The organism is Caballeronia sp. LP006 (genome assembly GCF_031450995.1).
In the GTDB taxonomy this organism is placed as follows: Bacteria; Pseudomonadota; Gammaproteobacteria; order Burkholderiales; family Burkholderiaceae; genus Caballeronia.
The window spans coordinates 1039509-1062764 of sequence record NZ_JARTVW010000004.1; the positions used below are offsets into that span (position 1 = coordinate 1039509).

At 61.2% G+C, this 23256-nt stretch carries 22 protein-coding genes; 11 read left to right on the top strand and 11 right to left on the bottom strand.

Annotated elements, in window-relative coordinates:
- Position 1 precedes the first annotated feature (1 nt).
- From sdhA to P9250_RS14815, 4 genes are all read right to left on the bottom strand, one after another.
- A complete protein-coding gene (sdhA, locus tag P9250_RS14800; RefSeq protein WP_244829109.1) occupies positions 2–1777 on the bottom strand; it encodes a succinate dehydrogenase flavoprotein subunit in 1776 nt (591 codons plus the stop codon).
- Positions 1778–1782: 5 nt separating this feature from the next.
- Positions 1783–2151 (bottom strand): succinate dehydrogenase, hydrophobic membrane anchor protein, encoded by a 369-nt coding sequence (sdhD, locus tag P9250_RS14805; protein WP_244829108.1) that lies wholly within the window; start codon positions 2149–2151, stop codon positions 1783–1785.
- A gap of 4 nt (positions 2152–2155) precedes the next feature.
- A complete protein-coding gene (gene sdhC, locus P9250_RS14810) occupies positions 2156–2566 on the bottom strand; it encodes a succinate dehydrogenase, cytochrome b556 subunit (protein ID WP_244829107.1) in 411 nt (136 codons plus the stop codon).
- Positions 2567–2745: 179 nt separating this feature from the next.
- Positions 2746–3537 (bottom strand): GntR family transcriptional regulator, encoded by a 792-nt coding sequence (locus P9250_RS14815; RefSeq protein ID WP_244829106.1) that lies wholly within the window; start codon positions 3535–3537, stop codon positions 2746–2748.
- Between the two features lie 613 nt (positions 3538–4150).
- Between P9250_RS14815 and P9250_RS14820 the strand changes: the two genes are divergently transcribed.
- From P9250_RS14820 to acnA, 6 genes are all read left to right on the top strand, one after another.
- Positions 4151–5137, top strand: coding sequence for a malate dehydrogenase (locus P9250_RS14820; protein WP_250493087.1), 987 nt, complete (start codon positions 4151–4153; stop codon positions 5135–5137).
- A gap of 182 nt (positions 5138–5319) precedes the next feature.
- Positions 5320–6330 carry an aldolase/citrate lyase family protein gene (locus P9250_RS14825; protein WP_310393744.1) on the top strand — a complete coding sequence of 337 codons (1011 nt, stop codon included), beginning with the start codon at positions 5320–5322 and terminating at the stop codon, positions 6328–6330.
- Between the two features lie 94 nt (positions 6331–6424).
- Positions 6425–7600, top strand: coding sequence for a 2-methylcitrate synthase (prpC, locus tag P9250_RS14830; protein WP_250466472.1), 1176 nt, complete (start codon positions 6425–6427; stop codon positions 7598–7600).
- Positions 7601–7685: 85 nt separating this feature from the next.
- On the top strand, positions 7686–8195 hold the full coding sequence (locus P9250_RS14835; protein WP_244829743.1) for a hypothetical protein: 510 nt from the start codon (positions 7686–7688) through the stop codon (positions 8193–8195).
- A gap of 29 nt (positions 8196–8224) precedes the next feature.
- Positions 8225–9676 (top strand): bifunctional 2-methylcitrate dehydratase/aconitate hydratase, encoded by a 1452-nt coding sequence (locus P9250_RS14840; protein ID WP_309959334.1) that lies wholly within the window; start codon positions 8225–8227, stop codon positions 9674–9676.
- 105 nt (positions 9677–9781) lie between these two features.
- Complete coding sequence (gene acnA, locus P9250_RS14845; RefSeq protein ID WP_310393748.1) at positions 9782–12499, top strand: aconitate hydratase AcnA; 2718 nt, start codon at positions 9782–9784, stop codon at positions 12497–12499.
- An 84-nt stretch (positions 12500–12583) separates the two neighbouring features.
- On the opposite strand, the gene P9250_RS14850 is transcribed toward acnA, so the two are convergent.
- Positions 12584–12910, bottom strand: a complete 327-nt coding sequence (locus tag P9250_RS14850) for a DUF2917 domain-containing protein (protein WP_250493085.1) — start codon at positions 12908–12910, stop codon at positions 12584–12586.
- A 318-nt stretch (positions 12911–13228) separates the two neighbouring features.
- On the opposite strand from P9250_RS14850, the gene P9250_RS14855 reads away from it, so the two are divergent.
- A complete protein-coding gene (locus tag P9250_RS14855; protein ID WP_250493084.1) occupies positions 13229–14647 on the top strand; it encodes a PLP-dependent aminotransferase family protein in 1419 nt (472 codons plus the stop codon).
- On the opposite strand, the gene P9250_RS14860 is transcribed toward P9250_RS14855, so the two are convergent.
- Together P9250_RS14860 and P9250_RS14865 are read right to left on the bottom strand one after the other, a co-directional pair.
- Positions 14644–15450 (bottom strand): DUF1932 domain-containing protein, encoded by an 807-nt coding sequence (locus P9250_RS14860; protein WP_310393750.1) that lies wholly within the window; start codon positions 15448–15450, stop codon positions 14644–14646. The genes P9250_RS14855 and P9250_RS14860 overlap by 4 nt on opposite strands.
- 51 nt (positions 15451–15501) lie before the next feature.
- On the bottom strand, positions 15502–16953 hold the full coding sequence (locus tag P9250_RS14865; protein WP_250466468.1) for an NAD-dependent succinate-semialdehyde dehydrogenase: 1452 nt from the start codon (positions 16951–16953) through the stop codon (positions 15502–15504).
- Positions 16954–17083: 130 nt separating this feature from the next.
- On the opposite strand from P9250_RS14865, the gene P9250_RS14870 reads away from it, so the two are divergent.
- Positions 17084–17500, top strand: a complete 417-nt coding sequence (locus tag P9250_RS14870) for a MarR family winged helix-turn-helix transcriptional regulator (RefSeq protein WP_244829096.1) — start codon at positions 17084–17086, stop codon at positions 17498–17500.
- A 46-nt stretch (positions 17501–17546) separates the two neighbouring features.
- On the opposite strand, the gene P9250_RS14875 is transcribed toward P9250_RS14870, so the two are convergent.
- The 4 genes from P9250_RS14875 to P9250_RS14890 form a co-directional block, all read right to left on the bottom strand.
- Positions 17547–18158 (bottom strand): hypothetical protein, encoded by a 612-nt coding sequence (locus tag P9250_RS14875; RefSeq protein ID WP_244829095.1) that lies wholly within the window; start codon positions 18156–18158, stop codon positions 17547–17549.
- Positions 18159–18202: 44 nt separating this feature from the next.
- Positions 18203–18976: a molybdopterin-dependent oxidoreductase gene (locus P9250_RS14880; protein ID WP_310393752.1), complete on the bottom strand. Its 774-nt coding sequence runs from the start codon at positions 18974–18976 to the stop codon at positions 18203–18205.
- 3 nt (positions 18977–18979) lie between these two features.
- A complete protein-coding gene (locus P9250_RS14885; RefSeq protein WP_310394174.1) occupies positions 18980–19501 on the bottom strand; it encodes a cytochrome b/b6 domain-containing protein in 522 nt (173 codons plus the stop codon).
- An 88-nt stretch (positions 19502–19589) separates the two neighbouring features.
- Positions 19590–19730, bottom strand: coding sequence for a hypothetical protein (locus P9250_RS14890; protein ID WP_244829093.1), 141 nt, complete (start codon positions 19728–19730; stop codon positions 19590–19592).
- On the opposite strand from P9250_RS14890, the gene P9250_RS14895 reads away from it, so the two are divergent.
- The 3 genes from P9250_RS14895 (at position 19729) to P9250_RS14905 (ending at position 23228) form a co-directional block, all read left to right on the top strand.
- Positions 19729–20400: a heavy metal response regulator transcription factor gene (locus P9250_RS14895; protein ID WP_250466465.1), complete on the top strand. Its 672-nt coding sequence runs from the start codon at positions 19729–19731 to the stop codon at positions 20398–20400. The two genes, P9250_RS14890 and P9250_RS14895, sit on opposite strands and share 2 nt — an antisense overlap.
- Complete coding sequence (locus tag P9250_RS14900) at positions 20397–21836, top strand: heavy metal sensor histidine kinase (protein WP_310393754.1); 1440 nt, start codon at positions 20397–20399, stop codon at positions 21834–21836. Before P9250_RS14895 ends, P9250_RS14900 begins: the two co-directional genes overlap by 4 nt.
- A 222-nt stretch (positions 21837–22058) precedes the next feature.
- A complete protein-coding gene (locus P9250_RS14905) occupies positions 22059–23228 on the top strand; it encodes a porin (RefSeq protein ID WP_244829090.1) in 1170 nt (389 codons plus the stop codon).
- Positions 23229–23256 lie beyond the last annotated feature (28 nt).

The window sequence follows — 23256 nt, forward strand, 5'->3', positions numbered from 1 at the left end:
CTTAGAAGGTCCGTGCCTTCGGCGGCACCGATTCGACCGTCAGCGGCTTCATCTGCACCGGCTTGTAGTCGAGGCGATCGCCTTCGCTGAACCACAGCGTATGGCGCATCCAGTTCTCATCGTCGCGATGCTCGAAGTCGCTGTGCGCGTGCGCGCCACGGCTTTCCTTGCGCGCTTCGGCCGACACCATGGTCGCGCGCGCGACTTCGATCAGGTTCGCCAACTCCAGCGCCTCGACCTTCGCCGTGTTGAACACCTTCGATTTGTCCTTCAGATGCACGTGCTTCACGCGCGCGGTGAGTTCGTCGATCTTGCTCACGCCCTCTTCGAGCAGCTTCGATGTGCGGAACACGCCCGCATGCGCCTGCATGGTCGAACGAATGTCGTTGGCGATGTTCTGCGTGTATTCGCCCGACGTCGACTTCTCCAGCACCGCGAGGCGTTCGAGCGCGAAGTCGGCGGCATCGGCCGGCAGCGGCTTGTGCTCTTTCAACTCCTTCGCGTGCTTGATGATGTGATTGCCCGCCGCGCGGCCGAACACCACCAGGTCGAGCAGCGAGTTCGTGCCCAGACGGTTCGCGCCATGCACCGAGACGCACGAGCATTCGCCCACCGCGTAGAACCCGTTGACTGGCTCGTTATAACCATTGGACGTACCCACGACCTGCCCGTGCATGTTCGTCGGTATGCCACCCATTTGATAGTGGATGGTCGGCACCACGGGAATGGGCTCCTTGATGCAATCGACATTGGCGAACTTGAGCGCGATCTCGCGAATCGACGGCAAGCGCTTCATGATCGTCTCGGCGCCGATGTGCGACAGATCCAGCAATACGTGGTCCTTGTTCGGACCCACGCCGCGGCCTTCCTTGATTTCCTGATCCATCGAACGCGAAACGAAGTCGCGCGGCGCGAGGTCCTTGAGCGTCGGCGCGTAGCGCTCCATGAAGCGGTCGCCGTTCGAATTGCGCAAGATGCCGCCTTCGCCGCGCACGCCTTCGGTAATCAGCACGCCCGCGCCCGCGACACCGGTCGGGTGGAATTGCCAGAACTCCATGTCCTGCAACGCGATGCCCGAGCGCGCGGCCATGCCCAAGCCATCGCCCGTGTTGATGAACGCATTCGTCGATGCCGCGAAGATACGTCCCGCGCCGCCCGTGGCGAACAGCGTGGTCTTGCCTTCGAGGATATACACGTCGCCCGTTTCCATCTCCAGCGCGGTGACGCCGAGCACATCGCCTTCGGCGTCGCGGATCAGGTCCAGCGCCATCCATTCGACGAAGAAGTGCGTTTTGGCCGCGACGTTCTGCTGATACAGCGTGTGCAACAACGCGTGGCCGGTACGGTCGGCCGCGGCGCAGGCGCGTTGCACGGGCTTTTCGCCGTAGTTGGCCGTGTGTCCGCCGAACGGACGCTGATAGATCGTGCCATCCGGATTGCGGTCGAACGGCATGCCCATGTGTTCGAGCTCATACACGGCGTTGGGCGCTTCACGGCACATGAATTCGATTGCATCCTGGTCGCCGAGCCAGTCGGAGCCCTTGATGGTGTCGTAGAAGTGATAGTGCCAGTTGTCCTCGCTCATGTTGCCAAGCGAGGCGCCAATGCCGCCTTGCGCGGCGACCGTATGCGAGCGCGTGGGAAACACCTTCGACAAAACAGCGACCGACAGGCCCGCACGCGCGAGCTGCAGCGATGCGCGCATGCCCGAGCCGCCCGCGCCCACGATGACCACGTCGAAACGGCGACGCGGCAGGGAAGTCTTGATTGCAGCCATGTTCTTTAAACTCTCCAGAGAATCTGTGCAGCGTAGCCGGCGCATCCGACGAGCCAGAGGATGGTCAGCACCTGAAGAAACAGGCGCACGGCCATGGGCTTCACGTAATCCATCCAGATATCGCGAATGCCGACCCACGCGTGATAGAACAGGCAAAGCAGAGTCACGAACGTGGCAAGCTTCATCCACTGCATGGCGAAGATGGACGCCCAGCCTTCATAGGAGAAGCTGTGTGCGGCGAAGAACCAGAACAGCAAAACGACGGTGTATGCCGCCATCACGACGGCGGTAATGCGTTGCGCGAGCCAGTCGCGCAGGCCGTAGTGCGCGCCCACGACCAGGCGCTTCGGGCCAACTCTGTTTTGGGTTGCCATGATCTTAGAAGGCTCCGAAAATTTTAAGGGCCATCACAGCCGTGAGAAGCAGCGAGACGACGAGCACGATCAACGCGCTTTGCTTGCCGCCTTCCTTGTTCACGCCAACGTGCGTGTCGAGCAGCAGAAAGCGAATGCCCGCGCAGAAGTGATGCAGATACGCCCACGACAGCACGAGCGTGATGATCTTGACGATGGGGTTGGCCAGAAAGCCCTTGAACGCGTCGAAACTGAGTTCCGAGGTCAGGCTCTGATCGAGCAGATAGAGAATGAACGGCAGCGACACGAAAAGCAGCAAGCCGCTGATGCGATGCAGGATGGACACCTTCCCCGCGAGCGGCAAGCGATACTTCGCGAGTTGACCAAGCCCGATGTTCCGGAACTCGGGCCTTGGTTTTTTTACGGCTTCAGCCATGCTAGACCCCAACTTGTTATTACACCAATCCGCGATTTTAGCGCCTTTTTATTCCGCGCTGCAGCGAAAACCGGCCTAAAACACTCTTCTAAGGCGTGTAAGAAAAGAGTATCCCTTACGTGCTTGCGCGAAACTTACGCACTGCTTGCCACCCTGCATTTCCCGCCTGCTTTCGGCGCTCAACTCAAGTCGTTCTGATAGTAATACCCGGTCGTAACGTACCAGCCGCGCCGCACTTCGACCGGCCGGTCGCCATACGTATAGGAGACGCGTTCGACTGACAGCAGCGGAAAGTCCGGTTTCACATCGAGCAGGCGCGCGACCGCTGGGTCAGCGGCGACGGCGCGGATCTTCTCTGTCGCACGAATCATGCGCGTACCGAACTCCGTCTCGAACATTGCGTAGAGCGGACCCTTGTAATCGGCGAGACGCTCGGCGGTCAGGCCGCGAAAGACCGCGCCGGGCAGCCAGATTTCGTCGAAAACGGTCGTCACGCCATCAAACTGCAACAGGCGCTTGATAAGAACAACGGGGTCGGCCGGTTTCAGATCGAGTTGACGCGCGATCTCGGCGGGCGCGCGCAGCCGCTTGCATTCGAGCAGGCGGCTGACGTGGGGATGAGCGTCGCCGTCGTCGGGCAACAAGCGCAGGAAGCGGAACTGGACGCGGTCTTCATTGTGCGTCGCAACAAACGTGCCCTTGCCTTGACGGCGCACGAGCAGATTGTCGGCGGCGAGTTCGTCGATGGCCTTGCGGACGGTGCCCTGGCTGACTTTATAGCGCGCGGCGAGTTCGACCTCGCTCGGGATGATTTCGCCGGGCTTCCATTCACCCGTTTCGAGCCCCTGCGTGATGAGCGATTTGATTTGCTGATATAGCGGACTGAACGTAGGCGACGACGTACTCGCGGCAGCCTCAGCCGCGCTCGCGCTGCCGTTCGGGTTCGTCGTGCTCGCCGGGTTCGAATTCATGCCGCGCATTTCAACACAAAGCCGCGCCGTGCGTCCAGAGCTTTCCCTGAGAATCCTATGTCTTATATAAGACATAAGATAGTGTTGACTTTGCTTGTGACGAACCCTACACTCCTTGTCGAGCAAGGGTTTGCGGGTTGTCGTAACACCGGAAACCGAGCTGACCGGCGCGTTTGTCCTGGCGGTTTTCGCCAGATGCCGTCAGTTCTTCGGCCGCGCGACATACCGCCAGGCACGCCCTTTCGCTTTCGCCTTACGCCGATCGACCACTCGATTCGCGCGCCGCTGCCTGCCTATCGCCTCGCAACGTCAAGCGCCGTCTCGTATGGGCGCGTTGCCGTAGGACCCAAGCGAATTTCGCGTCCTTTAAGAAACCTCCCGCAAGCAACTCGCTCGAACGAGAGATTCATGGCATGACAGTCACGCCGCGCCCGTCGGTGCGCCGCTCGCCTTGGCGCCAACACAGGCGCGAAGCCGCATCGGCAGGACATCGGCCGGGCGTTCCCACGCTTCGCGGGCGGCATGGCAGGCATGTCTTTCATCAACGCTTTGCGTAACGCGCATAAAATGGCGCTTTCCCTAGCGTTCCACGCACCGTCCAGGAGAGTTATCAATGGCTAAGTCCGCAAAGCGCGTTGCCGTCACCGGCGCCGCAGGTCAAATCGGCTACTCGCTGCTGTTCCGTATCGCCAATGGCGATCTGCTCGGCAAAGACCAGCCCGTGATTCTTCAGTTGCTCGATTTGCCGCAAGCGCAAGGCGCAGTCAAGGGCGTCGTGATGGAACTGGAAGACTGCGCGTTCCCGCTGCTCGCAGGCGTGGTCGTCACGGACGACCCCAAAGTCGCGTTCAAGGACGCCGACGTCGCGCTGCTGGTCGGTGCGCGTCCGCGCTCGAAAGGCATGGAGCGAAAGGACCTCTTGTCGGCCAACGCCGAAATCTTCACGGTTCAGGGCAAGGCGCTCAACGAAGTCGCAAGCCGCGACGTCAAGGTTCTCGTGGTCGGCAACCCGGCCAACACGAACGCCTATATCGCGATGAAGTCGGCGCCGGATCTGCCGAAGAAGAACTTCACCGCCATGCTGCGCCTGGACCACAACCGCGCGCTGTCGCAACTGGCGGCCAAGTCGGGCAAGCCGGTCGCATCGATCGAAAAACTGGCTGTGTGGGGCAACCACTCGCCGACCATGTACCCCGACTTCCGCTTCGCCACGGCCGCCGGCGACGACCTGACGAAGCTCATCAACGACGATGAATGGAACCGCAACACGTTCATCCCGACGGTCGGCAAGCGCGGTGCGGCGATCATCGAAGCGCGCGGTCTGTCGTCGGCGGCATCGGCGGCTAACGCTGCAATCGACCACGTGCGCGACTGGGTGCTCGGCACCAATGGCAAGTGGGTCACCATGGGCATTCCGTCGGACGGCTCGTACGGCATTCCGGAAGACATCATCTACGGCGTGCCGGTCACGTGCGAAAACGGCGAGTACAAACGCGTCGAAGGTCTGGAAATCGACGCGTTCTCGCGCGAAAAAATGGACGGCACGCTGAACGAACTGCTAGAAGAGCGCGACGGCGTGGCGCATTTGCTGGGCAAGTAATTTTAAGTATTGCGGGGAAGCCGGGAGGCTTCCCGCTGGCGCGAATGCATCCGATGCATCGCGCCTGATTCGAACGCGTTTGGAGCTTGCCGTGCTTTCACGGAAGCAGCCCGAGCGCGGCCGAATCAGAAGCATTGAGCAAGATCGACATCCTTTTCCCCCAATTGGACCCGACGCCGACGATGCGCGCTCTCACCCCCGCCGAAGTGCTGTTTGACGGCGACCCGCAGCCTGCTGTCCTGCCGCCCTGCGATCACTACGCGGGCAGCGAAAAGCTGATGAAGAAGTCGCTCGCGTTGCAGGCGCAACTCGGGCCGGTCTTCGACATCACGCTCGATTGCGAGGACGGTGCGGAAGTAGGCCGCGAGGCGGAGCATGCGGAACTCGTCGCGTCGTTCGTCGGCGGCGAGGAAGACCGCTTCGGGCGCGTGGGCGTGCGCATTCACGACTTCAATCACCGCGCGTGGCGCGACGACGTGCGCATCATCCTGCGTCACGCGAGGAAAGCGCCTGCCTTCGTCATGCTGCCGAAAATCCGCAGCGTCTTCGACGCCGCCGAGATGGTGGCTTTCGTCGAGGCATCGCGTTGCGAGTTCGGCATCGAGAAACCGGTGCCTTGTCATTTGCTGATCGAAACGCATGGCGCGCTTCGCGAAGCCTTCGAGCTCGCGGCGCTGCCCGGCGTCGAATCGCTGAGCTTCGGTCTGATGGACTTTGTTTCGGCGCACAACGGCGCCATTCCAGATACCGCCATGCGCTCGCCCGGCCAGTTCGAACATCCGCTCGTGCGGCGCGCGAAGCTGGAAATCGCGGCGGCGTGTCATGCACACGGCAAGGTGCCTTCCCACAACGTATCGACGGAAGTGCGCGACATGGGCATCGTGGCGAACGACGCCGGGCGCGCGCGCAACGAGTTCGGCTATACGCGCATGTGGAGCATTCATCCGGAGCAGATACGGCCTGTCGTCGAAGCCTTCTCGCCACGTGCCGATGAAATCGCGCTCGCCGCCGAGATACTGCTTGGCGCACAACGCGCGCAGTGGGGCCCAACGCGTCACGGCGATACCTTGCACGATCGCGCGAGCTATCGCTATTACTGGTCGGTGCTGCGGCGCGCCGAGGCCACCGGCCAGGCAATGCCAAGCGATTACGCGTCGCTCTTCGCCACGCCGGCGCAAGGCGGCAACGCATGACAGAGCATTTGCAGCACGCGCGCGAGCGGTTACGCAGCGCGCGTTTCAAGAAGAAGTAACGCACGCCCTGAGCGTTGAAAGGAGACTTGAAGCAATGAGCGATACCGTATCGACCGACGCACCCGCCGCAGCGGGCGCATTCAAGCCAAAAAAATCCGTCGCGCTTTCGGGCGTGACCGCGGGCAATACCGCGTTGTGCACAGTCGGCAAGACCGGCAACGACCTGCACTATCGCGGTTACGACATTCTCGATGTCGCGACCACCAGCGAGTTCGAGGAGATCGCTTATCTGCTCGTGCATGGCAAGCTGCCGAACGTCGCCGAGTTGAAGGCGTACAAGACAAAACTCAAGGCTTTGCGCGGCTTGCCCGCAAACCTCAAGGCCGCGCTCGAATGGATTCCGGCGTCCGCGCACCCCATGGACGTCATGCGCACCGGCGTATCCATGCTCGGCACCATCCTGCCCGAAAAAGACGATCACAACGTTCCCGGCGCGAAGGATATCGCCGACAAACTGATGGCCTCGCTCGGTTCGATGCTGCTCTACTGGTATCACTACTCGCACAACGGCAAGCGCATCGAAGTCGAAACTGACGACGACTCCATCGGCGGACACTTTCTGCATTTGCTGCATGGCGTGGAGCCCTCGAAATCGTGGGTCGAAGCCATGCACGTATCGCTCAATCTTTACGCTGAACATGAGTTCAACGCATCCACGTTCACCACTCGCGTGATCGCGGGCACGGGATCGGACATGTATTCGGCGATCGTGGGTGGCATTGGCGCATTGCGCGGCCCGAAACATGGCGGCGCCAATGAAGTCGCGTTCGAAATTCAATCGCGCTATCAGACGCCCGACGAAGCCGAGTCCGATATTCGCGCACGCGTCGAGAAGAAGGAAGTGGTGATCGGCTTCGGTCATCCGGTCTATACCATCTCCGATCCGCGTAACAAGGTCATCAAGGAGGTCGCGAAGAAGCTCTCGAAGGAAGCGGGCGACAACAAGCTCTTCAGCATCGCCGAACGGCTCGAATCCGTGATGGCCGACGCGAAGAAAATGTTCCCCAACCTCGACTGGTTCAGCGCGGTTTCGTATCACATGATGGGCGTGCCCACGGCCATGTTCACGCCGCTCTTCGTCATCTCGCGCACGGCGGGATGGAGCGCGCACATCATCGAGCAACGCATCGACAACAAAATCATCCGGCCGAGTGCGAACTACACGGGCCCCGATAATTTGAAGTTCACGCCACTAAATAAGCGAAAATAGCGGACTGCGCGATCGAATTTCGCGAGGACGAAATTCACTCCGCGCGGCAACCGTTACCAACCTCCATGTTTTGAAAGGTTTTTCGATGAATAAACTCCTGATCGCTGCAATCGTCGGCACACTGGCTACCACCAGCGTGTTCGTCAGTGCCGACGCCTTCGCCGCGACGACCACCACGGACTCGAAGGCGGCAAAGGCCAAACGCCCGGCTCCGGCACGTCGACTCATCAAGCGCTCACCCAAGGCCGAAGCGGCCGCGGCAGCGAAGACCGACCCGATTCCCGAAGGCGCCGTCAAGTGGACCTGTAAGGAAGGCGCGTCTTTCTATCTGAAAGGCGACATGAAGCGTGACACCATCGTCACCGTGAATTGGGCCAAGAAGGACTACAAGCTGCCCCGTCAGGACACCACGACCGGCGCCGATCGTTTCCACGATGCGGCAACGGGCATGGATCTCGTCGTGATCCCGTCGAAGGCAATGCTGTTCTCCGACAAAGATTCGTCGCGCCTGGCCGACGAGTGCATGACCGCCGAAATGGCTGCGGGCGCAACCGCTCCCACGCAGTCGGAAGCGTTGTTCAAGAAGGCCGAATAACAAAGTCTGCAATCAAACAGGAATCCTCGATGTCCGCACCGATCTCGAACGTCCGGCCAGAGCCGGATCAGGTACTCGTCGACATAGTCGACTACGTTCTCAACTATCGCGTCGAGAGCACGCTTGCGCTGGAAACCGCGCGCAACTGCCTGATCGACACCCTCGGCTGCGGACTCGAAGCCCTCTCGTACCCTGCCTGCACCAAGCTGATGGGACCGATCGTGCCCGGCACGATCGTCCCCAACGGCGCGAAGGTGCCTGGCACCCAGTTTCAGCTCGACCCGGTTCAGGCCGCCTTCAACATCGGCGCCATGATCCGCTGGCTCGACTTCAACGACACATGGCTCGCCGCCGAATGGGGCCATCCGTCGGACAACCTGGGCGGCATTCTCGCCACCGCCGACTGGCTGTCACGTAACGCAATCGCCACCGGCAAGAAGCCGGTCGCCATGAAAGACGTGCTGATCGCCATGGTCAAGGCGCACGAAATTCAAGGCTGTATCGCGCTGGAAAACTCGTTCAACAAGGTCGGGCTCGATCACGTGCTGCTGGTCAAGCTCGCGTCCACAGCGGTCGTCGGTCAGTTGATCGGCCTCTCGCGCGACGAACTCATCAACGCGGTGTCGCTCGCTTTCGTCGATGGTCATTCGCTGCGTACATATCGCCATGCGCCGAACACGGGTTCGCGCAAGTCGTGGGCCGCGGGCGACGCGACCTCGCGTGCCGTGCGTCTCGCGCTGATCGCGAAGACCGGCGAAATGGGCTATCCGTCGGTCTTGACCACGAAGACCTGGGGCTTCTACGACGTGCTCTTCAAGGGCAACGACTTCAAGTTCCAGCGCCCGTACGGCTCGTATGTCATGGAGAACGTGCTCTTTAAGATTTCGTTCCCGGCCGAATTCCATTCGCAAACCGCCGTCGAAGCCGCCATGACGCTGCACGGCAAGCTGAAGGAAGCGGGCAAGAGTGTCGAAGATATCGCGAAGATCACCATTCGCACGCACGAAGCGGCTATCCGCATCATCGACAAGAAGGGACCGCTCAACAATCCGGCCGACCGCGATCACTGCATTCAGTACATGATCGCCGTGCCGCTCATCCACGGCCGTCTCACCGCCGCCGATTACGAAGATTCGATCGCGCAGGACCCGCGCATCGACACCTTGCGCGCGAAGATGGAATGCGTGGAAGACCCGCAATACACGACCGATTACCACGACCCTGAGAAGCGCTCGATTGCGAACGCGCTCACCGTCGAGTTCACGGACGGTTCGAAGCTCGATGAAATCGCGGTGGAATATCCGATCGGTCACAAGCGCCGCCGCGAGGACGGCATTCCGCTGCTCGTCGAGAAGTTCAAGACCAATCTCGCGCGCCGGTTCCCGCAAAAACAGCAACAGGCGATCCTCGCGGTATCGCTCGATCAGGCAAAGCTCGAAGCCATGCCGGTCAATGAATACGTCGATTTGTATGTGATCTAGCGCCTGGAGCCGGTGCGCGCGTGCCGGCGCGTCAAACCAGGCACGACCCGGTTTCAGATTCAGGAAACGTTGCATCAAACCCAGATCAGCCCAAGGAAAATAACCATGGCCCACAATCTTCACAATACGCTCAAGGAATTCGACAGTGGTTCCGGCAAAGGCAAGTTCTACTCGCTGCCGCAACTCGGCGAAGCCCTGAAGGTCAAGATCGAACGTCTGCCGGTGTCTATCCGGCTGGTGCTCGAATCCGTGCTGCGCAATTACGACGGCAAGAAGATTTCCGAAGAGCACATCGAACAACTCGTGAACTGGAAACCGACTGCAGCCCGCGTCGATGAAATCCCGTTCGTCGTCGCGCGCGTCGTGCTGCAGGATTTCACCGGCGTGCCCCTGCTCGCCGACATCGCCGCCATGCGCGGTGTGGCCGAACGCGCGGGCAAGGACCCGAAGGCGATCGAGCCGCTCGTGCCGGTGGATCTCGTCGTCGATCACTCGGTGCAGATCGATCACTTCCGCGAGCCGAACGCGCTCGACCTGAACATGAAGCTGGAGTTTCAGCGCAATAACGAGCGCTACCAGTTCATGAAGTGGGGCATGCAGGCGTTCGACACGTTCAAGGTCGTGCCGCCGGGCGTGGGTATCGTCCACCAGGTGAATCTGGAGTATCTCGCACGCGGCGTGCACAAGAAGACCGAAGGCAACGACACGGTCTACTACCCGGACACGCTCGTCGGCACCGACAGCCACACGACGATGATCAACGGCATCGGCGTGGTGGGCTGGGGCGTGGGCGGCATCGAAGCGGAAGCGGGCATGCTCGGCCAGCCGGTGTATTTCCTCACGCCGGATGTCGTCGGCGTCGAGTTGAAGGGCAAGCTGCGCGAAGGCTGCACGGCAACCGACCTCGTCTTGACCATCACGGAAATGCTGCGCAAGGAGAAGGTCGTCGGCAAGTTCGTCGAGTTCTTCGGCGAAGGCACGGCTTCCATCGCGGTGCCGGACCGCGCGACCATCGGCAACATGGCGCCGGAATACGGCGCCACCATGGGCTTCTTCCCGGTCGATGAAAAAACCATCGACTACTTCAAGGGCACGGGCCGTACCGACGCCGAAATCTCCGCCTTCGAGAACTACTTCAGGGCGCAGAAGCTGTGGGGCGTGCCGAAGGCCGGCGACATCGACTTCACGAAGACGCTGACGCTAGATCTGTCCACCGTCGCGCCGTCGCTCGCGGGTCCGAAGCGCCCGCAAGACCGTATCGAAATCGGCAATGTGAAGACCACGTTTACCGACCTCTTCTCGAAGCCGGTCGGCGAAAACGGCTTTGCCAAGAAGCCCGCCGATCTGACCGCCGACTACAAGACCGCCGATGGCGTCGACGTGAAGAACGGCGACGTGCTGATCGCCGCGATCACGTCGTGCACGAACACGTCGAACCCGAGCGTGCTGCTGGCCGCCGGTCTGCTGGCCAAGAAAGCGGTCGAGGCCGGTCTGACGGTGGCGCCGCATATCAAGACGTCTCTGGCACCGGGATCGCGTATCGTCACCGAATATCTGACGAAGACCGATCTCCTGCAGTATCTGGACAAGCTCGGCTTTACGCTCGCCGCTTACGGTTGCACGACGTGTATCGGCAATGCGGGCGACCTGACGCCGGAACTGAACGACGCCATCGTGAAGAACGATATCGTCGCGGCCGCCGTCCTGTCGGGCAACCGCAACTTCGAAGCGCGTATTCACCCGAACATCCGCGCCAACTTCCTGGCTTCGCCGCCGCTGGTAGTTGCTTATGCCATCGCGGGCAACATCACGCGCGACCTCATGACCGAGCCGGTCGGCAAGGGCAAGGACGGGCATGACGTGTATCTCGGCGACATCTGGCCGACGAGCGAGGAAGTGCATTCGCTGCTCAAGTACGCGCTCAACGCCGAAGCCTTCCGCGAGAACTACTCGCAGCTTACGAAGGATGGCGACCTGTGGAGCAAGATCGCGGGCGAAACCGGTCAGGTCTATGACTGGCCGAAGTCGACGTATATCGCGGAGCCGCCGTTCTTCGGCCACGACTTCTCGATGACCCCGGCCGACTCGATTCCCGCCGTGAAGGGCGCACGCGCGCTCGGCATCTTCGGCGACTCGGTCACGACCGACCACATCAGCCCGGCAGGTTCAATCAAGGAAACGTCGCCGGCGGGCGTGTGGCTGAAGGCGAACGGCGTGCAGAAGGCCGACTTCAACAGCTACGGCTCGCGTCGCGGCAACCACGACGTGATGATGCGCGGCACTTTCGCCAACGTGCGTATCAAGAACCTGATGATTCCGCTGAAGGAAGATGGCACGCGCGTGGAAGGTGGCCTGACGATCCATCAACCGAGCGGCGAACAGTTGTCCATCTACGACGCCGCGATGAAGTACATCGGCGACAACACGCAGACCGTGATCTTCGCGGGCGAGGAATACGGCACGGGTTCGTCGCGCGACTGGGCGGCGAAAGGCACGCAACTGCTCGGCGTGAAAGCCGTGGTGGCGCGCAGCTTCGAGCGTATCCATCGTTCGAACCTGGTCGGCATGGGCGTGTTGCCGCTGCAGTTCAAGGGTACGGACAGCGTGCAGACGCTCGGCATCACGGGCGAAGAGACGTACGATATCGAAGGTCTGGGCGACGACTTCAAGCCGCAGCAAGAAGTGACGCTCGTGATCCATCGGAAGGACGGCAAGGAAGATCGCGTGCAGGTGCTGCTGCGTATCGACACGCCGATCGAAGTCGACTACTACAAGCACGGCGGCATTTTGCCGTTCGTGTTGCGCTCGCTGCTGGCGGCGTAAGCGAGTAGTCTGTAGCTTTGCAGGTGACCGCGCTCGAAAGAGCGCGGGAACATTGGACCCGGCCTCGGCCGGGTTTTTTTTCGCCTATGCCTTCGAGATCGCCGCACCGGAAGGCGCCGTGCGGCGCGCGAGCCACGCGCGGGCTGCGTCGATCAAGCGCCTCGATGTGGTCGTCGGCGTGGAAACCGACGCCAACGAAAAAGCGCTTTCGTCCCGCGCGCCGCTTACCCAGATCGTCGAGAACGGCTGAAGTTCGACGCACTCGCCCGCATCGAGCCAGAAATCGCCGGCGTCGCCTTCGATGGTCAGCCAGATCTGGCCACGCGTAGCGCGCAGCGTTTGCGGCCGGTCGATAAACCAGCTAGTCGGCGCATCGCGCCCGTCGAGTTCAAAAGTCCTGATTTCACGCATGATGCCGCTCCCTGTCGCTCGATCGCCTGATCGCTTGATGGATGCTGCGAATGTAAAAGCGTGTCGCAGCCGTTAAGCGTATTATTCGGCCAGTGCCGAACATCTAGAATGAACACTTGCGTACAGTTACACAGGAACTGTATAGCCAGAAATACCGAACACTTCTAAGTGAGTAATTTTGTCGGTATTCGCTCAGAACAGTGTGGATGGCCGTTTGGCCTAGTTGACGGCGATTTTCGGATGCGTTCGAATACTTCAAATTACTCCGCAAACACTTGATCGCAACTGTTCACTCTGTTCGACCGAACACTTAAAACGATGAACGCACTTCCGCTAAATATCGATGGCGCCACGGGCGTGCCGCTGACCGAGCAGATCGTCAGCCAAATCGAAACCATGATCCGCTCGCGCCGCGTGCTGGCGGGCGCGAAACTGCCGTCGATCCGGCAACTTGCGACCGAACAGAGCATCAGCCGCTTTCCGGTGATCGAAGCGTACGACCGTCTTGCGTCGCGCGGGCTGATCCAGCCGCGTCACGGTTCGGGCTTTTACGTGGCGAATCATGTGGACGAACACGCGCGCGACGCTGGCAATTGCGACCCGCGTCTCGCGGAAGAGGAGTCGAGCCAGATCCTCGCGCAGTTCAACTATCCCGGCGAGACGCTCAAGCTGTCGAGCGGCTTCATTCCCGAGGCATGGCGCGATGTCGATGGCCTCACGCAGGCGGTGCGGCAGGCGTCGCGCGCGGACATCGCAAGCGTGATCGACTACGCCATTCCGCACGGCGACACGAACCTGCGCCAGCAGATCCAAATGCGCCTCAACACGCTCGGCATCAACGCGGATTTGCCCAATGTGATGATCACGAGCGGCGCGAGTCAGGCGCTCGATCTCGTCGTGCGCTACATGCTCAAGCCCGGTGATACGGTATTCGTCGAAGATCCCGGCTACTACAATCTGTTTGGCTTGCTGAAGCTGCAAGGCGTGCGGCTCGTCGGCGTGCCGCGTCTGGCCAACGGGCCGGATGTCGAGATGGCCGAAGCGCTTCTGAAGCAGCACACGCCCAAACTGTTCTTCGTGAACACCGTGTTCCAGAACCCGACGGCGACCAACATCGCGCCGCAAGTCGCTTTCAGGCTGCTGCAACTTGCGACGCAGCACGGTTTCACTATCGTGGAAGACGACATTTATGCGGATTTTCAGACCGTGCCGACGCAACGGCTCGCATCGCTCGATCAGTTCGACCGCGTGATTTATGTGGGCGGCTTGTCGAAGACGCTGTCGTCGTCGCTGAGAATCGGCTATCTTGCGGCCAATCGCGAGCTCGTGAAGAATCTCGTCGATGTGAAAGTGCTGACGAGCCTCGGCGGCACGCGCTTCGCCGAGAGCGTTGCGGCAAGTCTGCTGGAACGCGGCACGTACAGGAAGTATCTCGAAAGGCTGCGCAAGCGCGTGCGCGATTCGCTTTCTAGCGCGGTGCAGCAGTTGGAGAGCTACGGCTGGGACGTATTCGATCAACCGAGCGGCGGCAATTTCGTCTGGGCGAAGGTACCGGGTATCGAAGACTCGACGAAGCTCGTGAGTGAAGCGCTGAAGTTCGGCGTTACGCTGGCGCCGGGGAATTACTATCGGCCAAACGGCGAGGCGTGCGCGTGGGTGCGCATCAATTCGGCATACGCAGGCGACCGGCGCGCCGCACGCTTTTTCGAACACATGACGCAGACGGCCAGGGCTTAACGCTCGAAGAACTGCTTGAGCGCGTCGGTGGCGTCCTTGTCCTGGGCCAGGCGTTCGTAGAGACCGGCCGCGCCTTCATAGATGCGATGCTCGGCATGTTCGTCGCCGATAAAGCCCGCGATCTCTTCCATCTCCGCGACCCATCGATACGCCTTGGGCGGCATGCGCGGCACGCTATTCGCAAGCCATTTGGCCAGCTCGGGCTGACTCGCCGATAACTCTTCGAAGAGCGCATCGCCCGCGCCATTGCGAAGCGCGGCGAGCGACATGGCCGCGCCGATCGCGGTCAATCCCTTCGTGATTCCCGCATACGACATCTTGAGCGCCGATGCCGCGCCGACAGGACCATCGAGCACGTGTACGTCGAGGCCCGCATCGGCGAGTGCGAGCGTACGGTGCGCTTGCGGTCCCGACACATAGAACTTTGGCGCGGATGGCAAACCGATGATCGCGCCATCGACGAACGGAACGTCGAGCGCTTCTGCCACGCGCTTGACCGTCGCCGGACTGACCGCGTTGCAATCGACGTAGAGAGGCTTACGGGCGGCCCGCGCAAGCACGGGCGCCAGACGGTGCGCCGATTCGACCGCCACCGCGGGCGGCACGATCGATAGAATGAAATCGCACTCGGCGAAGCGGTCGGGACTTGCGTCTTCGATCCCCGCCTCGCGCGCGCGAGCGATGCTGGCCTCGCTGCGCCCTTCGAGCGTCGTCAAGACACGCGCGCCCTTCTGCGTCAGCCTGTGGCCGACAGCCGCGCCCATGCTGCCCGTGCCGAGCAAACCCACGACCGTTCGCGTCACCTGCTTCTCCTGTCGATGCGCAAGCGTCGTGATAACGCCCGCGCGTTTCCATCAACGATGCTCGGTCACGAACTTGGTGACGAGATACGCTTCCATCGCCTCGCTGCCGCCTTCCGAACCGTAGCCCGAATCCTTCACACCGCCGAACGGCGTTTCAGGCAAGGCAAGCCCGTGATGGTTGATCGACAGCATGCCGCTTTCGATATCGTCCGATACCGCCGCCGCGGTCGCCGCCGAACTCGTGTACGCATAAGCGGCGAGACCGTAAGGCAAGCGATTCGCTTCGGCGATGACTTCGTCGTACGACTTGAACGAGGCGATAGGCGCAATCGGGCCGAACGGCTCTTCGGTCATGATGCGCGCGCTCATGGGCACGTCCACCAGCACGGTCGGCGCGAAGAAGTAACCTTCGCGGCCCACGCGTTCGCCACCCGTCAGCACCTTTGCGCCGTGCTCGCGGGCATCGGCGACGAGGCGTTCCATGGCTTCGAGACGGCGGCCGTTGGCGAGCGGGCCCATTTGCACGCCGTCGTCGAGACCGTTGCCGACCTTCACCGCGCTCGCCGTCGCGACGAAGTGATGCACGAACTCTTCATACGCCGCTTCTTCGACGAGAAAGCGCGTAGGCGAGATACACACCTGACCGGCGTTGCGGAACTTGGCCGATGCCAGCATCTTCGCCGCGCGCGGCACGTCCGCGTCCTTGAAGACGATAGCGGGCGCATGTCCGCCGAGCTCCATGGTCACGCGCTTCATATGCTCGCCCGCCAGCGATGCGAGCAGCTTGCCCACCGGTGTGGAACCCGTGAACGAAATCTTGCGGATGGCCGGATGCGCGATCAAATATTTCGATACATCCGCCGGCACGCCGAACACGAGATTCAGCACGCCCTTGGGCAAACCCGCATCGGCATAAGCCTGCACGAGCGCCGCGCAACTCGCGGGCGTTTCCTCCGGTCCCTTCAACACGACCGAGCAGCCCGAGGCCAGCGCCGCCGACACCTTGCGCACCGCCTGATTGATCGGGAAGTTCCACGGTGTGAAAGCGGCCACGGGACCGACGGGCTCGCGCGTCACGATCTGGCGCACCGCGTCCGAACGGGACGGAATCACGCGGCCATACGTGCGGCGCCCTTCTTCGGCAAACCATTCGATGATGTCCGCAGCCGACAGCGTCTCGATGCGAGCTTCCCCGAGCGGCTTGCCCTGCTCCATCGACATGATGGCGGCGATCTGCTCCGCGCGGTCGCGGATGTTCTGCGCGGCGCGACGCATCAGCTTGCTGCGCTCGTACGGCGAAACCTTGCGCCATTCCTTGAAGCCACGCGCGGCGGCATCGGCGGCAAGCGAGAGTTCGTCGATGCCCGCGAGCGCCAGACGGCCGATTTCCGCTTCGCTCGCGGGATTGATCACGGCGGTGTCGCGCGAGCCGGCGCGCCATTCGCCATCGATAAAAAGTTGTGTGTTCGGATATGACGGAAGGTCGGAACGCGTATTGCTCATGCATGTTCTCCTGACGAGTGGTTCGCGGCAAACGACGATGTTAACCCGAGCCCGTAAAATCTGCTGACCCGTTCGTCGACGACACGCGGATAGTTGCAGAGCAAATCAATTCGATTCAAAGGAAAGCCGCATGTTCGACCAATGCCTTTACTTCAACACCACGGCGCTTGCACGCACATTGGAGCGCGAGTGGACGAAAGCGTTCAAGCCGTTCGGCCTTACGCCGTCACAAGGCTTCATGCTGCGCGCGATCGTCGAGCATCCCGGCTTGCTGCAGGGCGAGCTTGCCGATGCGCTCGCCATTTCGCGACCCACGGCCACGCGCACGCTGGACGGCTTACAAAAGCTCGGCTTGGTCGAACGCTGGTCGACCGACAGGGATGGACGCGAGGCATCGATTCATCCGACAGCCGCGGCGCCTGCGCTGATGAAGCGCATTGGCTCGATGAGCTCGGAGGTCACGAAGCGCATGAGGCGCAAACTCGGGTCTGCGCACTTCGACGAGACGGTGTCGAACGTGAGAGACGTGCGCGCGAGTCTGGAATGAAAACGCCCGCTTTGAAGCGGGCGCGGGTCTTACGTTACATCGAAGCTTACATCGGCGGAGCGACGCCGTCCTTTTCCACGACGATACGCTGCGCGGCAAAGTCGCCACCTGCCGGACTCGCCACGACGAACACCTTCTTGCCAGGCTTCAGGTCGTCATGCGAAGCGGGCGCGAAGGTCACGACCGGCACGTTCGGCGGCACGGTGACAGCGTTCGAGCCGCCCTTGTACGACAGCTTGAGATCGCGTCCGCTCGTGCCTTGCACGACCTGATCGACGTTCGCGTTGGTCATCGAGCTTTGCGGGCCGAGGTCCCACGCGTAGTGGCCTTCACCCGTGCCGCGTGCCGCTTCCGGAAACACCAGCACCTCGGTTGCGGTCATCTTGCCGTCGGTGCCCGTGGTCGCGGCCGTGCCGACGAACTGCCCCGGCTTGATGTCTTCGAGCTTGATGTTCTTGAGCGCCGTGACTGGCGTGTCGGCCTTCACCGCGACCTTGACCGTGTCGCCGCTACGCCGATGCACCGTCATCGTGTCGCCGGACAGGGACACGATATCGCCGCGAATACGCGTGGGTTTGGCAGCGGGCGTCTGCGCGAAGGCCGCGCTCGTGAGTGCGAGCGCCGCGATGCTGACGCCGAGTTTCATGCGAATCGACATGGATTCTCCTTTGGTATCGATAAGGGTCAAGCGAAGAGACTTCTTCAGGAACCGCCGAACCAGTTATAGCCCTGGTTCTCCCAGTAGCCGCCGGGGTAATCGTTGGTCACGGTGATCGCGACGATATGCTTCGGATTCTTGTAGCCGAGCTTGGTCGGCATGCGCAGCTTCATCGGAAAACCGTATTTGGGCGGCAAGGTCTGACCGTCGTAGCTGAGCGTGAGCAAGGTTTGTGCATGCAGTGCGGTCGGCATGTCGATGCTGGTCGAGTAATTGTCCGCACAGTGAAAGGCCACGTATTTCGCGGTCATATCCACGCCTGCATGCAGCAGAAAATTCGCGAAGCGCACGCCGCCCCACTTGCCTATGGCGCTCCATCCTTCAATGCAAATGTGCCGTGTCACCTGGCTCTCTTGCGGCATGGCATGAAGCTCGTCGAGCGTCCAGACCCGCTTGCCTTTGACCAGGCCGCCGACCTGCAGCTTGTAGCTCGAAGCGTCCACTTCGGGCACTTCGTCGATGTCGTAGAACGCGTTGAAGGGAAACGGACGCGTAATCATCGAATCGGGATAAGTCGGCGCGAGTTGCTTGGGATCGAAGAGCAACGCCTGCATGTCGTCGTTGAAGGACGAGATCTTGCGCAGCATCGCGTTGACGGATTTGTCGTCGGTGATGTTGCAGCCGGACAGCATCGCAAGGCCGCCGAGCGAAAGAATGCGCTTGCCGAATAAACGGCGCGCGGGGGCTTTTAATTCCTTCGCCGCATCTTTAACGATGAGTTCGGCGTCCGTTCGTGTTTTAAAAAGCTTGAGCGACATGAATCAACGTCCCTTGATCATCAACACGAGCGAACGCGGCACGAGCGCGACCATGGCGACATGCACGACGAAGAACGCCACCAGGAAGCTCATGCCGAGGAAATGCACGACGCGTGCGTTGTCGTAGCCGCCCATTAGCGCGCGTAAAAGCGGGAACTGCACCGACTTCCACACGACGAGGCCCGACAGAATGATGACGACGATATCCACCGTGACCGCCAGATACGCGAATTTTTGCACGGCGTTGTAGCGCGTGAGATCGTCGTGACCGAGCTTGCCGCGCACGGCGGCAATGCCATCGGCAATGATGCTTTTGATGCTGAGCGGAAACATGCGCTCGCGCAGACGGCCCGTCGCAACGTTCATCCCGACATAGACGATGAAGTTCGCCACGAGCAGCCACATGGCCGCGAAATGCCATTGCAGCGCACCGCCGAGCCAGCCGCCGAGCGTGATGGCCGGATAAAACGTGAACGCTTTGAAGATCGGCGATGCGTTGTAGATTTGCCAGCCGCTCGTCACCATGATGAGTATGGCGAAGGCATTGACCCAATGTGTGATGCGAAGCCAAAGCGGCTGCACGGAATGTCGCGAATTGTTCTGCACGTCTTTCTCACGGAGCAAACACAGGACCGATGGTAGCCAGCCCGCTCTGATCGATCCATGACGCATCGATGACTTTTTTGTCATTTTCGACGGACCGTTCGAGCGCACTGGCAAAATGACGGCAATACAAAGCAAGAATGCCGCGCATGACCATCCTCGTTATAGAAGACGATCGCAAGACCGGAGACTACCTGAAAAAAGGGCTTATCGAGTCCGGGTATCAGGTCGATCTCGTGCGCAACGGCACCGACGGTCTGCATCAGGCGCTGGCGAACTCTTACGAGCTGATCGTGCTCGACGTGATGCTGCCCGGCATCGACGGGTGGCAGGTCATGTCGGCGTTGCGCGCGAAACGTGACTTGCCTGTCATCTTTCTCACGGCCCGCGACCACGTCACGGACCGTATCCACGGTCTCGAACTCGGCGCGGACGACTATCTCGTCAAGCCCTTTTCCTTCACCGAACTCGTGCTGCGCATTCGCACGCTCTTGCGTCGCGGCGTGATGCGCGAATCGGACATGTTCCAGATTGCCGATCTCCACGTCGATGTGCTGCGCCGCAAGGTGACGCGCAAGGGCATGGATATCGCGTTGACGAACAAGGAATTCGCGCTGCTGCATCTCTTTTGCAAGCATCAGGGCGAGGCGTTGTCGCGCACGCAGATTGCCTCGGAAGTGTGGGACATGAATTTCGATAGCGACACCAACGTGGTCGATGTCGCCATCAAGCGTCTGCGCGCGAAGATCGACAATCCGTTCGAGCCGAAGCTGATTCATACGGTGCGCAGTATTGGCTATTCGTTTGGGGAAGAGCCTTGAACGACGCCGTCTTGCGCTGGCTGCCGCCGCAGCCGTCGCGCTCGCTTGCCGTGCGTATTGCCGTGTCGTTCGTGCTGATCGTGTGCGTGGTGGTCGGCATGGTCGGCGCATCGCTCTATCACGCGACCAACTCCGCCCTCTCCACGCGTGCGGATTATCAGTTGATCGCCCGTGTCGAACACTATCGCGCGCTGCTGCACGACCTCTACACGATCAAGGAAATCGAAGCGCGGCCGCGGCTTTTCGAAACCATGCTCGGCGACCGGCAGGACGTGATCATCTTCCGGCGTGCGGGCGCGGCGCCGTTCATCGCCGTCAATCCCGAGAACATGCCGCTGCCGCCGCTGCAGACCGTGCCCGTGACACGCGCAGTCGCGCTCGACGATCTCTTCGAAGGCACGCGCGCCGATGGCGTGCGCATGCGCTGGCTCGGTGCGCAGGCGCGTATCGGCGAAAGCGGTGAAGTGGTTGAGATCATGGCCGCGCACGTGATGACGCAGGAAGCGCACGTGTTGTCGGCGTATCTCGTGCGCGTGTGGATCACCATGATCGCCGCCGTGCTCGTTACGATGCTGCTCGCTTACTGGGTCACGAGCCGCGGCCTGATGCCGCTCAGGCTCATGGCGGACAAAGCCGCCGAGATCGCGCCGGACAGCATGTCGGCGAGACTCGACGTCGCGCACGCGCCGCAGGAACTCCAAAGCCTCGCGGCTTCGTTCAACGCCATGCTCGACCGACTCGAACACGGCTATGCGCGCCTCGTGCAGTTTTCCGCCGATCTCGCGCACGAACTGCGTACGCCGATTGGCGTGTTGATCGGCGAGACGCAGGTAACGCTCGCGCATGAACGCAGCGTGGCGGAGTATCGCGCCGTGCTCGAATCGCATCTGGAGGAACTGGAGCGAATCGCGCGCATTGCGCAGAACATTCTGTTTCTGGCGCAAGCGGATCACGAGACGCAACGCATCGAATGCGAGAAGCTCGATATCCGCGACGAACTCGACAACCTCGCCGCTTACTTCGAAGGCATCGCGGAAGAACGGCACATCAGCTTCGATATCGAGGCAAGCGGCCAGATAGTTGCAAACGCAATCATGTGCCGCCGCGCGATCGGCAATGTGGTCGTCAATGCGGTGCGTTACGCGAGCGCAGGCACGGTCGTGCGCCTGTCAGGTCACGCGGATGCGGACGGCGCATGCATCGTCGTGGGCAATCGCGGCGCGCGTATAGAAGACGCCGAACTGGCGCGTCTCTTCGACCGCTTCTATCGTGGCGATGCGGCTCGTAGCGAGTTCACGGAGTCCAGCGGGCTCGGCCTTTCCATCGTCCAGGCAATCATGCGCATGCATGGCGGCAGCGCGTCGGCGCGTTGCACGCAGAACGGCTGGATCGAATTCGAACTGCGCTTTCCTGCCTCATCCTTGCTCAAGCTATAAAAATTCTTATAGCAAGTATTGTGGAAGAAAGGCTACAGCTTCCCCTCGAAGCGTTTACCGCTAGCTGACATTTCGCTATATTCCACGCGACATAACGATGGTGTTCATCGCGCAACGGTATGTCCGACGAAACCCTTCGGCGTGAACACAACAGCCGCACAAGCGGCGCCGCTTCGCGTGGCAAATCGTCACTCGCGAACAGCAAATAACAAGGAAAGATCGATGAAGCAGAAAATCCTGGCGCTCGCCATCCTCGGGACCTTCGGCATGGCCGCGCATGCGCAAAGCAGCGTCACGCTTTACGGCCTGATCGACGCCGGTATCACCTATGCGAACAAGGTTTCGACCGGACCGAACAGCCACGACAGCCTCGTGAAATACGGCGACGGCGTTGCATCAGGCAGCCGCTGGGGTTTGCGCGGACAGGAAGACCTGGGCGGCGGGCTCAAGGCCATCTTCGTCCTGGAAAGCGGCTTCAATAGCGGCGATGGCACGCTCGGCCAAGGCGGCGCGGAATTCGGCCGGCAAGCCTTCGTCGGTCTGTCGAAGAACGATGTCGGCGCGCTGACCTTCGGTCGCCAGTATTCGTTCTCCACCGATGTCATCGGCGGCAATTACACGATGGGTAGCCAAACGCCCGCCGGCAACTATGCGTACCACATCAACGATCTGGATCAGTTGACTTCGAGCCGTATCAACAACTCGGTGAAGTTCAACAGCGCGAGCTTCTATGGCGTAACCTTCGGCGCCATGTACGGCTTCTCCAATTCAACGCAATTCGCAGGCACGCCGACTACCACGGGCGCGGGCGCGACGCAAGGTTCGTCGAGCACGTACAGCTTCGGTTTGAACTACAACCAGGGACCGTTCGGCATCGGCGCGGCGTACACCAACATCCGCTTCCCGAATGGCGCGACGCCTGCATTCAGCACGAACATCGCGAACATCGCCACGGGCGGCCTGCGCGATCTCGAAACCTATGGCGTCGGCGCGCGCTACACGTTCTCCGCGGCCACGGTCTGGGCGAACTGGACGCATACGACGTTCGAACCGCTGGTCGCGGCATCGTCGAAGTTGAACAACTACGAAATCGGCGGCAAGTACAACATCACGCCGGCGTTCAGCGCGGGTCTCGGCTATACGTTCTCAAAGCTCGACGACAACTTCGAAGGCAAATGGCATCAGATCAACGGCGCGGTGGATTACGCGTTGTCCAAGCGCACCGATGTGTATTTGCTCGGCATCTATCAGAAGGCGTCGGGCAGCAACACGGTTGCCGGCCGCAATGTGCCGGTGCAAGCGGAAATTGGCTCGTCGACGGCCTTTATCGGCCAGAGTGCCGGAGCGAACACGCAGTTCGTCACGCGCGTCGGCTTGCGGCATCGGTTCTGACCGGCTTTCGAGCCTGCCTCAAACGAAA